The following is a 12,840-nucleotide window of genomic DNA, read 5'->3' as shown; positions in this document are numbered from 1 at the left end:
CGCAAGCCCCTCTATCCTTAGGGTGCTGCGCGCTATTGCCTGGCCACCGCAGTGCTCACGCTATCAGAGGTAATAACAATGAAAATGAAGAAAAGTTTCGTCGCGCTGTGCCTCTCTGCGGGGCTGCTGGCCTGCGTTCCGGCGGTCACCTTTGCAGATGTCAATTTTGTTCCTCAAAATACCAGCGCCGCGCCTGCAATTCCGCCGGCGGCGCTTCAGCAACTGGTGTGGACACCGGTCGATCAATCGAAAGTACAAACCACTCAGCTTTCCGCTGGCGGTCAATCCCTGAATGTTCCCGGCATCAGCGGTCCCGTTGCCGCTTTTAGCGTACCCGCTAATATCGGCGAGCTGACCCTGACGTTGACCAGCGAAGTTAATAAACAAACCAGCGTATTTGCGCCGAACGTGCTGATTCTCGATCAAAACATGACGCCATCAGCCTTCTTCCCGAGTGATTATTTTAGCTACCAGGAACCGGGCGTGATGAGTGCTGATCGGCTGCAGGGCGTTATGCGCCTGACGCCAGCTCTTGGCCAGCAGAAAATTTACGTCCTGGTCTTCACAACGGAAAAAGATCTGCAGCAGACGACGAAGTTGGTTGATCCAGCGAAAGCTTATGCGAAAGGCACCGGAAACTCTGTTCCGGATATTCCTGACCCGCTTGCTCGCCATACCACCGATGGCCTGGTCAAACTAAAAGTCTCCACCAATAGTGCTTCCAGCGTACTGGTTGGCCCACTGTTTGGTTCGTCTGGCCCGGGTCCGGTAACCGTGGGCAATACCGCTGCCCCAGTCTATGCAGCACCTGCAGCTCCTGCCGCAACTGCCGCTGCACCAGCACCGGCGAAGAAAGCCGAGCCGGTACTGAACGACACCGAAGAATACTTCAACAACGCCATTAAGCAGGCGGTGAAGCGCGGCGATGTCGATAAAGCGCTGAAACTGCTTGATGAAGCCGAACGTTTAGGTTCAACCACTGCCCGTTCCACCTTTATCAGCAGTGTAAAAGGCAAGGGGTAACCGTTTCCCCACAGTGCTGATTTGTCAGTAGTTTAGTGCGCCTGAGTGGGCGCACTTTTTTTCGTGTCCGCCAGGCTGTTGCATCCATGTTGCGATCGTGATCGTTAAATAACGTTTGGCCCCCCTCAATCCGTGTTTCTGCGATACAATGCCATTACGTTATGTATCGGAGAGTCTGGCATGTCACACCCCGCGCTAACGCAACTGCGTGCGCTGCGCTATTTCGACCAAATACCTGCGCTTGATCCGCAGCAACTGGACTGGTTGCTGCTGGAAGATTCCATGACGAAACGTTTTGAACAGCAAGGTAAAACGGTCACGGTGACCCTGATACAGGAAGGGTTTGTCTCCGGCGATGAGATCGCCAGCGAGCTGCCGCTGCTGCCGCAAGAGGAACGCTACTGGCTGCGCGAAATTTTGCTCTGTGCCGATGGTGAGCCCTGGCTTGCCGGACGGACGGTAGTGCCCGAGTCCACCCTTTCCGGGCCTGAGCTGGCGCTGCAGCGGCTGGGGAAAACCCCGCTGGGACGTTATCTTTTTACCTCATCTGAGCTGACCCGGGATTTTATTGAGATTGGGCGTGATGCCGAACTGTGGGGACGCCGTTCCCGCCTTCGCCTGAGCGGTAAGCCGTTAATCCTGACGGAACTTTTTTTACCGGCATCACCGTTGTACTAAGAGGAAGAAAAAATGGAGTGGAGCCTGACGCAGAATAAGCTGTTGGCGTATCACCGCTTAATGCGTACTGATAAACCTATTGGCGCGTTACTGCTGCTGTGGCCGACCTTATGGGCGCTGTGGGTTGCAACGCCGGGCGTACCGCCGCTATGGATCCTGGGCGTATTTGTCGCCGGTGTCTGGCTGATGCGCGCGGCGGGTTGCGTGGTGAATGACTATGCCGATCGTAAATTCGACGGCCATGTAAAGCGGACAGCCAACCGTCCGTTACCCAGCGGCCAGGTGACCGGAAAAGAAGCCCGCGTGCTGTTCCTCGTACTGGTGCTGCTCTCATTCCTGCTGGTGTTAACGCTGAACACCATGACAATTCTGCTTTCCGTCGCTGCGCTCGCGCTGGCCTGGGTTTATCCGTTCATGAAGCGCTATACCCATCTGCCTCAGGTTGTGTTGGGCGCGGCATTTGGCTGGTCGATTCCGATGGCGTTTGCGGCGGTGAGTGAATCCCTACCGCTCAGCTGCTGGCTGATGTTCCTGGCGAATATTCTCTGGGCCGTGGCGTATGACACGCAATACGCGATGGTAGACCGCGACGATGACCTGAAAATTGGTATTAAATCGACCGCCATTCTCTTTGGACGTCAGGACAAACTGATCATCGGCATTTTACAGGTCGCGGTACTGGCACTGATGGTCGCGATTGGCCGTCTGAACGGGCTGAACTGGGAGTTTTACTGGTCGGTGCTGGTGGCGGGATTGCTGTTTGCTTACCAGCAAAAGCTGATTGCCAAACGCGAACGTGAAGCCTGCTTTAAAGCGTTTTTGAATAATAACTATGTCGGGCTGGTGCTGTTTTTAGGCCTGGCGATGAGCTATTTCTTATAAAAAAGTCGGGTGGCGGCTTCGCCTTACCCGACCTACGATCTGGAAGAACATGTAGGCCCGGTAAGCGTTAGCGCCACCGGGCGTTTTTTTATCGACGACGCAACAGCCTGAGGGCGTTCGCCGTCACCAGCACCGTTGCCCCCGTATCCGCCAGCACTGCCAGCCACAGCCCGGTCATGCCGAGCAGCGTCGTAACCAGGAAAATCCCCTTCAGTCCGAGCGCAATCCCGATGTTCTGGCGGATATTGGCTCGCGTCGCCCGCGCCAGGCCGATCATCTCTGCCAGCCCGGTCAGACGGTTATGCGTCAGCGCCGCGTCTGCCGTCTCCAGCGCCACGTCGGTGCCGCTTCCCATCGCAATGCCTATGATGGATGCTTTCATCGCTGGTGCATCGTTAATGCCGTCTCCGACCATCGCGAGCGGGGCGTGGCTGTTCAGTTCGGTTACCGCACTGACCTTATCGGCGGGCAGCAATCCAGCTTTAAATTCCAGTCCCAGTTCACCCGCAATGGCTGACGCCGCACGTGGGTTATCCCCGGTCAGGATCACGCCCTGCACGCCCAGCTGATGCAGCGCCGCTACGGCTTCCTTCGCGTCATCACGCAGGGTATCGCGCAGCGCCAGCATCCCTTTCGTCACGCCGTCCTGCATAACAACCACGACAGTTTGCCCGGCCTGCTCTAACGCCTGAACCTGTGCGGAAGGGGAGTGACCCGCCGCGACAATCAGGACCTTTTTACCGTCGACGTTGGCCTCAATCCCAGACCCGACCAGCGCGCGCTGGGCGGTGGCCGCCGGAATCGGTAATCCGCGAGCCTGCGCTTCCCGCACAATGGCCTGCGCCAGCGGGTGGGTGGAACCCTGTTCGACGGCGGCGGCTAAGGTAAGCAGTTCATCTTTAGCGATATCCTGCGGATAAATGCCGGTCACCTGGGGTTTGCCGACGGTTAACGTGCCGGTTTTGTCGAAGGCGATATGCTGAACCTGGCTCAGCTGCTCCAGCGCCGCGCCGCCTTTAATCAGCGCCCCGCGACGTGCCGCTGCCGCCAGACCGGAGGTGATCGCCGCTGGCGTGGAGATCACCAGCGCGCACGGGCAGCCAATCAGCAGCAGGGTCAGACCTTTATAAATCCAGCCCTCCCAGAGCGCGCCAAAGAACAGCGGTGGAACGAGCGTAACCAGCAGAGCAACCAGCATAATTGCGGGCGTGTAAATCCGGCTAAAGCGATCGATAAAACGCTCGACGGGGGCACGACGCTCTTCAGCTTCTTCAATCAGCTTCAGGATACGGTCGATGGCGCTGTCGCCGGGCCCGGAAAGCACCTCAAGCTGCACCAGGCGGTCAACGCTGGTGGCGCCTGCAGGCACTTTTTCTCCCGCGGTACGCTCAACCGGAATGGATTCCCCTGTCAGGGCGCTTTCATCAAAGCTTGCGGTGGCGCTAAGCAGTGCGCCATCGGCAGGCAAGCGCCCCCCTGCGGCGACTTCAATGACGTCGCCCGGGCGCAGCGTGCTGATGGCGACCGTTTCACGTTTGCCTTCGTTAACCCGCGTCGCGGTTTCCGGCTTCAGTGCCATCAACGCGCTCACCCCTTTACGCGCGCGGCTGGCGGCCCAGCCCTCAAGTCGTTCGCCGATCAGGAACAGCAGCAGAACCATCGCCGCTTCCGCCGTCGCGCCGATAAACAGCGCGCCGATCGCCGCCACGCTCATCAGCGTTTCGATGGCGAACCAGCTGCCGCTTCTCATCAGACGTAATGCCTGGCGGGCAATCGGAAACAGTCCGACCAGCGTGGTGGCGATAAACGCCAGGTTGCCAAACGGATGGTTGATCCGTTCCAGACCCCAGCTCAGGGCCATCATGATGATGAGGGTAATGAGCGGCAGATTTTCCTTCAGGGAGGCGGTCTTTTCGACAGGGGCTGTTTCGCTGCGCAGGGTGTATCCCGCCTTGCTGACGGCGGCTTCAACCTGCTTACTGACATCCTTGTCGGCGCTGACTAACAGCTTTTCGGTCGCAAAAAGCACCTGAACGTGGCTGACGCCCGGCACCTGTTTGACCGCATTTTCCACTTTACGTGCGCAGGCTGCGCAGTCCATACCGTTGACGGCCCAGCTGTAGCGATTACCGCTTTCGGGCTGCGCGTCGGCTTGCGTTTCGCAGCTCCCCTCGCAGCAGCAGTCCTCTTTTGGCGGAACCGGGCTGAGCTTAAGTGCCGAAAATTGTGGGATTTTTTTAGGTGTTTCTGGAGTCGACATGGCAGTCTCCGGTAATGATAATTTTCTCATTAACCGCAGCATACACTCTGGAGTCGACTCCAGAGTCAAGCGTTATTTAGATATACAGCGAACGCACGATCAGGAAGTGCCCGGCAAAGTAGCAGGCGGAAGCAATCGCGTTGTCGGCGCGGAAGCGACGGCGATAGTGGCTGCCCAGCCAGACGATATTACCGAGTAAGAGCAGTGCTGCGCCGAAGAACGCAGACATCGCCTGAGACGTCGGGCGGAAGAACCAGAGCTCGCCAGCGAGCCACACCATCACCAGCGTCATGGCGATAAATGTACAGACCGGCAAACGCATCTCTTCCAGACGCGACCAGATCACCGCTATCAGCAGTGCGCCAATCACCAGCAGCACCAGCGGCAGCGGCCAGAAGAAGGAGAGCGTCATCTGGCTGGCGAAGTAGATGGTATACAGCAGATGCGACAGGAAAAACGCCCCAACGGCATACAGCAGACGCTGACGCGGGAGCAGAGTTAAGGCATCGCCAATCAGGGACGCGCACAGCCCGGCGAGAACCAGGTAGCTGATGGCGTTAAACATCGGCGCTTGCCAGGCAAGCAGCAGAAGGAGCAACAGCGTGACGGGTTTAAACAACCAGCGCTGCCAGGCTGGGCCACGGTAGGACGCATCAACATAAAGCCATGCGGAAAAACAGACAGCGATAAATGACCAAAGCATATTAACTCCCTGTAACTGTTAAGGCTGAATAATCAGTTTCTGATCCAGTGTAGTGACGCGGGCGGGCGTTTGGCAATGCCGGGGCAGGCGAGGTATCCTGAATTCCGCATAATCTGATGGGATGTTTCAATGAGCAAGATGCCGCTGTTTTTCATTATCGTGGTAGCGATTATCGTCATTGCCGCCTCGTTTCGCTTCGTGCAGCAGCGCCGGGAAAAGGCGGATAACGATGCCGCACCGCTGATGCAAAAGCGGGTGGTGGTGAGCAATAAGCGCGAGAAAGCCCTCAACGACCGACGCTCTCGCCAACAGCAGGTTACGCCTGCAGGCGCGACGATGCGCTATGAAGCCAGCTTTAAGCCGGAAACCGGCGGGCTGGAGATGACTTTCCGCCTGGAGGCGCAGCAGTACCACCAGTTGACGGTGGGTGAGAAAGGAATGCTGAGCTACAAAGGGTCGCGGTTTGAAGGTTTTAGGGCGGAATAATGCGCGATCGGTCCCCTCTCCCGGTGGGAGAGGGTTAGGGTGAGGGCATCAGGCCGCACCCTACTTCTTCACCTGCGCCTTAAACTTCTTCATCCACACCAGCAACTCAAACACGCCGAAAATAAATACCCGCAGTTGCTGCCAGCCGGTCATCGGCGGGCCATCTTTTGGCAGGCCGTTTTTCAGCATTACCATCTGCAGGGCGTGCATGAACGAGGTGAAAATCAGCGCCACGTTAACGAAGATGTTCAACGGGCGCGGGAACGGGTGCACCAGATTCAAAATCAAAAATGCCCAGACGCCCAGCATCAGCAAACGTCCCAGGTTAATCAGTACCGGCATCAGAGCCTCCTTGTACCTGACGGTGATAAAGACGATAAGCGACCTGACCGGCAACCTTTTCGCGGTGCAGATCCCAGTGCGCGGGCACCGGCGGAAGACCGTTTTCCACTTCGCTTTCAACGTAAATTAATGCGTCATCCGCCAGCCAGCCGTTTTGTTCCAGCAGGGATAACGTCTCTTCCAGCAGCCCCTTGCGGAACGGCGGATCGACAAACACCACCTGATGCGGCGTGCCTTTCTGCGCGAGGAAGCTCAGGGTATTGGTGTTTACGACTTTGGCGTTACTCGCTTTGAGCGTCGCCAGATTTTGCTGCAGCGTCTGTGCCACGCCGCGCTCCATCTCCAGCAGCGTGGCGCTGGCGGCGAAACGCGACAACGCTTCGAGCCCTAATGCACCGCTGCCGGCGAAGCAGTCCAGGCAGTGGGCATCTACCATTGACGGGGCGAGCCAGTTAAACAGCGTCTCGCGAACGCGGTCGGTTGTCGGGCGTAAACCGGGGCTGTCCGGCACCGGTAATTTCCGGCCTCGCCACTGACCGCCGATAATTCGAATTTGACCGGCCGGGGCGCGGGTGGGTTTCTTCATCTCTGGAAAGCTCTGTTAACCATTGCCCTGCGATTGCGGGCGGTGATGTCAATTAAGTAAAGTGTTAGACTATTTCATCATTTTTTTAGCTTCCCTGTATATAGCGCCGCGAGGAGTGTAGTCGCAGATGGCAAAACAAAAAAAACGTGGCTTCTTTTCCTGGTTGGGTTTCGGTGAAAAAGAGCAAGAAACAGAACAGAAAACCGAAGAACAACAGGTTGTAGAAGAGCAGTCACAGCCTGAAACGCCTGTAGAAACCGCTGCGGTTATCGAAGCGGAAGAACCTGTCCACAGCAAAGAAGAGATTGAATCGTTTGCTGAAGAGGTGGTTGAAGTCACTGAACAGGTTCAGGAGAGCGAGAAGCCAGAACCGGTTGTGCCCGAAGCCGTTACCGACGCACCGCAGGCCGTTATCGAACATGAAGAGCTGCCGCTGCCGGAAGAGGTTAAAGCCGAAAAGGTATCTGCAGAAGAGTGGCAGGCCGAAGCGGAAACCGTTGAAATTGTTGAGGCGGTGGAAGAAGAGGCGGCGCTTGAGCCAGAGCTGACCGACGACGAGCTGGAAGCCCAGGCGCTGGCGGCTGAAGACGCGGTTATCGTCGTGCCGGTGGAAGAGCAGGAGCAGGCTGAAGAAGAGATCGTTCAGGAGCAGGAAAAACCGACCAAAGAAGGTTTCTTTGCCCGTCTGAAGCGCAGCCTGTTAAAAACCAAAGAAAATCTGGGTTCCGGATTTATCAGTCTGTTCCGCGGCAAGAAGATCGACGACGATCTCTTCGAAGAGCTGGAAGAGCAACTGCTGATCGCTGACGTGGGGGTGGAAACCACCCGTAAGATCATCGCCAGCCTGACCGAAGGGGCAAGCCGCAAACAGCTGCGCGATGCCGAGGCCCTGTACGGCCTGCTGAAAGACGAGATGGGTGAAATTCTCGCAAAAGTTGATGAACCGCTTAATATTGAAGGCAAAACGCCATTTGTTATTCTGATGGTGGGTGTTAACGGCGTGGGTAAAACCACGACTATCGGCAAGCTGGCGCGTCAGTTCGAGCAGCAGGGCAAATCGGTGATGCTGGCGGCGGGCGATACCTTCCGTGCGGCGGCGGTTGAGCAGCTGCAGGTGTGGGGCCAGCGGAACAACATTCCGGTGATTGCCCAGCATACCGGCGCGGATTCCGCGTCCGTGATTTTTGATGCCATTCAGGCGGCGAAGTCCCGTAACGTGGACGTGCTGATTGCTGACACCGCAGGGCGTTTGCAGAACAAATCGCACCTGATGGAAGAGTTGAAGAAAATCGTCCGCGTCATGAAGAAGCTGGACGAAGATGCACCGCATGAAATTATGCTGACTATCGACGCCAGCACCGGACAGAACGCCGTTAGCCAGGCGAAGCTGTTCAATGAAGCGGTAGGATTGACCGGGATCGCGCTGACCAAGCTGGACGGCACCGCGAAAGGCGGGGTGATCTTCTCCGTAGCCGACCAGTTCGGCATTCCTATCCGCTACATCGGTGTGGGCGAGCGTATTGAGGATTTGCGTCCGTTTAAAGCGGACGACTTTATTGAGGCACTATTTGCCCGAGAGGACTAACAATGATTCGCTTTGAACACGTCAGCAAGGCCTATCTCGGTGGGAGACAAGCGTTGCAGGGAGTCACATTCCACCTGCAGCCAGGCGAGATGGCATTCCTGACCGGCCATTCCGGCGCGGGGAAAAGTACTCTGCTCAAGCTTATCTGTGGGATCGAACGGCCAAGCGCCGGGAAAATCTGGTTCAGCGGCCATGATATTAGCCGTCTTAAGAACCGTGAAGTGCCGTTCCTGCGTCGTCAGATCGGCATGATTTTCCAGGATCACCATCTGCTGATGGATCGCACCGTTTTCGATAACGTCGCTATCCCGCTGATTATTGCCGGTGCCAGCTATGATGATATCCGTCGTCGCGTCTCTGCGGCGCTGGATAAGGTTGGGCTGCTGGACAAAGCGAAGAACTTCCCGATCCAGCTCTCCGGCGGTGAACAGCAGCGTGTGGGCATCGCCCGTGCGGTGGTGAACAAGCCGGCCGTACTGCTGGCGGATGAACCCACAGGTAACCTGGACGATGCGCTCTCCGAAGGGATTTTGCGTCTGTTTGAGGAATTCAACCGCGTTGGGGTCACAGTATTGATGGCGACGCACGATATCGGGCTGATTTCCCGTCGTTCGTACCGCATGCTGACTCTGAGCGATGGACATTTGCACGGAGGCCATGGTGAACAAGCGTGATGCAATGAACCAGATTCGGCAGTTCGGGAACCGGTTTGACCGTTTCCGTAAGCCGCAGGGTGGCGGTGATGGCAATCGTAACGCACCCAAGCGCCAGAAAGCGGCGCCAAAGCCGGCTTCGCGCAAAACCAACGTGTTTAACGAGCAGGTGCGCTACGCTTTCCACGGCGCGTTGCAGGATCTGAAAAGCAAACCGCTGGCAACGTTCCTGACGGTGATGGTCATCGCCATCTCCCTGACGCTGCCAAGCGTCTGCTACATGGTTTATAAGAACGTGAACCAGGCGGCGTCCCAGTATTATCCGTCGCCGCAGATCACCGTTTATCTGGATAAAGCGCTCGACGATAACGCGGCGGCGCAGGTGGTCGGGCAAATCCAGGCCGAGCAGGGCGTGGAGAAGGTCAACTATCTTTCCCGTGAAGAAGCGCTGGGCGAGTTTCGCAACTGGTCCGGTTTTGGCGGCGCGCTGGATATGCTCGAAGAGAACCCGTTACCTGCGGTGGCGGTGGTGATCCCGAAGCTCGATTTCCAGGGGACCGATTCGCTAAATACGTTACGCGATCGCATCACCCGGATTAACGGAATTGATGAAGTGCGCATGGACGACAGCTGGTTTGCCCGTCTTGCCGCGCTGACCGGGCTGGTGGGACGTGTGTCGGCGATGATCGGCGTACTGATGGTGGCCGCGGTGTTCCTCGTCATTGGTAACAGCGTGCGCCTGAGCATTTTTGCTCGCCGCGATACCATTAACGTGCAGAAACTGATTGGCGCGACGGATGGCTTCATCCTTCGTCCGTTCCTCTATGGCGGCGCATTGCTCGGTTTTTCTGGCGCATTTCTTTCACTGATTTTGTCAGAAATTTTGGTGATGCGTTTGTCATCGGCCGTGACGGAAGTGGCGCAGGTTTTCGGAACTAAGTTTGATATCAGTGGCTTAGGCTTTGACGAGTGCCTGTTATTACTGCTGGTTTGCTCGATGATTGGTTGGGTGGCAGCCTGGCTGGCGACCGTTCAACATTTACGCCACTTTACTCCCGACTAATAAAAGCGTGATATAATCTTTCCCTGCACCGAGATGTTCGCTCTGCAGGGAAAGCGTCCCTGTTGTCTCTTCCCCTGTTATCATCTCCATGTCACATTTTGTGCGTAATTTATTCACTGCTGCACCTGGAACTTGTGGATAAAATCACTGTCTGATAAAAGAGTGAATGCTAATCTCGTTGCTCAAACGCTTTGGCATGGTTGTTGCCTGACGGGGACAACCTGGACCAGAAGAAACATTGAGAGGAATGAATGACCAAAGAAATGCAAACTTTAGCTTTAGCCCCTGTTGGTAACCTGGAATCTTACATCCGGGCTGCGAACACCTGGCCGATGTTAACGGCCGAGGAAGAAAAGGAGCTTGCTGAAAAGCTGCATTACCAGGGCGATCTGGAAGCAGCGAAAAAGCTGATCCTGTCTCACCTGCGCTTTGTTGTTCACATTGCTCGTAATTACGCGGGCTATGGCCTGCCGCAGGCGGACTTGATTCAGGAAGGTAACATCGGTCTGATGAAGGCTGTACGTCGCTTTAACCCGGAAGTGGGTGTGCGACTGGTCTCCTTCGCCGTACACTGGATCAAAGCAGAAATTCATGAATACGTGCTGCGCAACTGGCGTATCGTGAAAGTCGCCACGACAAAAGCGCAACGTAAACTGTTCTTCAACCTGCGTAAAACCAAGCAGCGTCTGGGCTGGTTCAATCAGGATGAAGTGGAAATGGTGGCGCGCGAGCTGGGTGTATCCAGCAAAGATGTGCGTGAGATGGAATCCCGTATGGCCGCGCAGGACATGACGTTTGATATGTCCTCCGACGACGACGGCTCTGACAGCCAGCCAATGGCTCCGGTTCTGTATCTGCAGGATAAAACCTCCAACTTTGCTGACGGCATTGAAGAGGATAACTGGGAAGATCAGGCCGCGAATAAGCTCACCCATGCGATGGAAGGCCTCGACGAACGTAGTCAGGATATTATCCGTGCCCGCTGGCTGGACGAAGACAACAAGTCCACGCTGCAGGAACTGGCCGACCGCTACGGCGTCTCCGCTGAACGTGTGCGTCAGCTTGAAAAGAACGCCATGAAAAAACTTCGCGCCGCTATCGAAGCGTAATTTCTGCGAAGTACACTGAGAACCCCTGGATGAGAGTCCGGGGGTTTTGTTTTTTTAGCGCCCGCTATGGCGAATTCCTCCCCCCTGGCAAACACTTACTGATGCGCTAAGCAGGCGATTTTCTCAGGGGGACAGGGTGAAAAATAACGAACTGAACGACCGGCGTTTGCAGGCGACGCCGCGCGGTATCGGCGTCATGTGTAATTTCTATGCCGATAAAGCCGAAAACGCCACGGTGTGGGACGTAGAAGGCAACGAGTATATTGACTTCGCCGCCGGCATTGCGGTGCTGAATACCGGCCATCGCCATCCCAAAGTCATTTCCGCTATTGAAAAACAACTCCACGCCTTTACCCATACGGCGTACCAGATTGTGCCGTATGAAGGCTATGTAGCGCTGGCCGAGCGTATCAACCAGCGCGTGCCCATTGATGGCCCGGCCAAAACGGCCTTTTTCTCGACGGGCGCAGAAGCGGTTGAAAACGCGGTTAAAATAGCCCGCGCCTATACCCGACGTCCTGGCCTCATCACTTTCGGCGGCGCGTTCCACGGCCGTACTTTTATGACCATGGCGCTGACTGGCAAAGTTGCGCCGTACAAACTGGGCTTTGGTCCGTTCCCTGGCTCGGTGTATCACGCGCAGTATCCGAACGATCTGCACGGCGTCAGCACGGCGGAGGCGTTAAAAAGCCTGGAACGCATCTTTAAAGCGGATATCGCACCGGATCAGGTCGCGGCCATTATTCTCGAACCGGTTCAGGGGGAAGGCGGTTTCAATATTGCACCTGCCGATTTTATGCAGGCGCTGCGTGCCCTCTGTGATACCCACGGTATTTTGCTGATTGCCGACGAGGTACAAAGTGGTTTCGCCCGTACAGGCAAACTGTTCTCGATGGAACACCACTGCGTGAAGCCCGATTTGATCACCATGGCGAAAAGCCTCGCGGGTGGGATGCCGCTCTCTGCGGTATCGGGCCGTGCCGACGTGATGGACGCACCTGCGCCGGGCGGACTGGGCGGTACTTACGCGGGGAACCCGCTGGCGATTGCCGCTGCGCATGCGGTGCTGGACGTGATTGATGAAGAGGATCTCTGTACACGTTCTGCGCATCTTGGTCATCACCTGGTAGAGGTGCTGAACAAAGCGAAGGAACACTGTCCGTATATCGCCGACATTCGCGCGCAAGGATCGATGGTGGCGGTAGAGTTTAATGACCCGCAAACGGGCCAGCCTTCGCCGGAATTCACCCGCCAGGTACAGGAACGCGCGCTGCAGGAAGGTCTGCTTCTGCTGAGCTGCGGCGTTTACGGCAACGTTATTCGTTTCCTTTATCCGCTGACAATCCCCGAAGTGCAGTTCCGTCAAGCGCTGGACATTATCTCCGCCTCGCTGACACGTTAAAGCCACGCGCCCGGTGAAATCTTTGCCGGGCTTATCATATATTCATTTCAAATTAGCTATTCCAAAAT

At 56.3% G+C, this 12,840-nt stretch carries 13 protein-coding genes; 9 read left to right on the top strand and 4 right to left on the bottom strand.

What is annotated here, in order from left to right:
- The first annotated feature begins 78 nt into the window (after nt 1-78).
- From malM to ubiA, 3 genes are all read left to right on the top strand, one after another.
- Nucleotides 79-1,023: a maltose operon protein MalM gene (malM, locus tag O1723_RS20300; RefSeq protein ID WP_014882104.1), complete on the top strand. Its 945-nt coding sequence runs from the start codon at nt 79-81 to the stop codon at nt 1,021-1,023.
- A 180-nt stretch (nt 1,024-1,203) separates the two neighbouring features.
- Nucleotides 1,204-1,701 carry a chorismate lyase gene (ubiC, locus tag O1723_RS20295; RefSeq protein WP_014882105.1) on the top strand — a complete coding sequence of 166 codons (498 nt, stop codon included), beginning with the start codon at nt 1,204-1,206 and terminating at the stop codon, nt 1,699-1,701.
- 12 nt (nt 1,702-1,713) lie between these two features.
- Nucleotides 1,714-2,583, top strand: coding sequence for a 4-hydroxybenzoate octaprenyltransferase (gene ubiA, locus O1723_RS20290; RefSeq protein ID WP_014882106.1), 870 nt, complete (start codon nt 1,714-1,716; stop codon nt 2,581-2,583).
- Between the two features lie 88 nt (nt 2,584-2,671).
- On the opposite strand, the gene zntA is transcribed toward ubiA, so the two are convergent.
- Nucleotides 2,672-4,843 carry a Zn(II)/Cd(II)/Pb(II) translocating P-type ATPase ZntA gene (gene zntA, locus O1723_RS20285; RefSeq protein ID WP_248191021.1) on the bottom strand — a complete coding sequence of 724 codons (2,172 nt, stop codon included), beginning with the start codon at nt 4,841-4,843 and terminating at the stop codon, nt 2,672-2,674.
- 76 nt (nt 4,844-4,919) lie between these two features.
- Entirely contained in the window at nt 4,920-5,546 is a 627-nt protein-coding gene (locus tag O1723_RS20280) for a lysoplasmalogenase (RefSeq protein ID WP_014882108.1), read from the bottom strand.
- Between the two features lie 129 nt (nt 5,547-5,675).
- On the opposite strand from O1723_RS20280, the gene O1723_RS20275 reads away from it, so the two are divergent.
- A complete protein-coding gene (locus O1723_RS20275) occupies nt 5,676-6,032 on the top strand; it encodes a DUF2500 domain-containing protein (RefSeq protein WP_014882109.1) in 357 nt (118 codons plus the stop codon).
- A gap of 60 nt (nt 6,033-6,092) precedes the next feature.
- Here O1723_RS20275 and O1723_RS20270 read toward each other — a convergent pair whose 3' ends face one another.
- Entirely contained in the window at nt 6,093-6,374 is a 282-nt protein-coding gene (locus O1723_RS20270; protein ID WP_014882110.1) for a DUF1145 family protein, read from the bottom strand.
- A complete protein-coding gene (gene rsmD / locus O1723_RS20265; RefSeq protein ID WP_014882111.1) occupies nt 6,358-6,960 on the bottom strand; it encodes a 16S rRNA (guanine(966)-N(2))-methyltransferase in 603 nt (200 codons plus the stop codon). Before rsmD ends, O1723_RS20270 begins: the two co-directional genes overlap by 17 nt.
- 127 nt (nt 6,961-7,087) lie before the next feature.
- On the opposite strand from rsmD, the gene ftsY reads away from it, so the two are divergent.
- The 5 genes from ftsY (at nt 7,088) to O1723_RS20240 (ending at nt 12,772) form a co-directional block, all read left to right on the top strand.
- Entirely contained in the window at nt 7,088-8,545 is a 1,458-nt protein-coding gene (gene ftsY, locus O1723_RS20260) for a signal recognition particle-docking protein FtsY (protein ID WP_248191025.1), read from the top strand.
- Nucleotides 8,546-8,547: 2 nt separating this feature from the next.
- The gene (ftsE, locus tag O1723_RS20255; protein ID WP_014882113.1) at nt 8,548-9,219 is read left to right on the top strand and encodes a cell division ATP-binding protein FtsE; all 672 of its coding nucleotides are present in this window, start codon (nt 8,548-8,550) and stop codon (nt 9,217-9,219) included.
- Nucleotides 9,206-10,261 (top strand): permease-like cell division protein FtsX, encoded by a 1,056-nt coding sequence (gene ftsX / locus O1723_RS20250; RefSeq protein ID WP_014882114.1) that lies wholly within the window; start codon nt 9,206-9,208, stop codon nt 10,259-10,261. Before ftsE ends, ftsX begins: the two co-directional genes overlap by 14 nt.
- A 251-nt stretch (nt 10,262-10,512) precedes the next feature.
- Nucleotides 10,513-11,370, top strand: coding sequence for an RNA polymerase sigma factor RpoH (gene rpoH / locus O1723_RS20245; RefSeq protein WP_014882115.1), 858 nt, complete (start codon nt 10,513-10,515; stop codon nt 11,368-11,370).
- Nucleotides 11,371-11,506: 136 nt separating this feature from the next.
- Entirely contained in the window at nt 11,507-12,772 is a 1,266-nt protein-coding gene (locus tag O1723_RS20240) for a 4-aminobutyrate--2-oxoglutarate transaminase (RefSeq protein WP_014882116.1), read from the top strand.
- Nucleotides 12,773-12,840: the final 68 nt, after the last annotated feature.

It is taken from the genome of Enterobacter cloacae complex sp. HYC080_NIDB (assembly GCF_056673325.1).
Note: the sequence above shows the minus strand (reverse complement) of the source record. Positions and strands in the feature narration are given on the sequence as shown.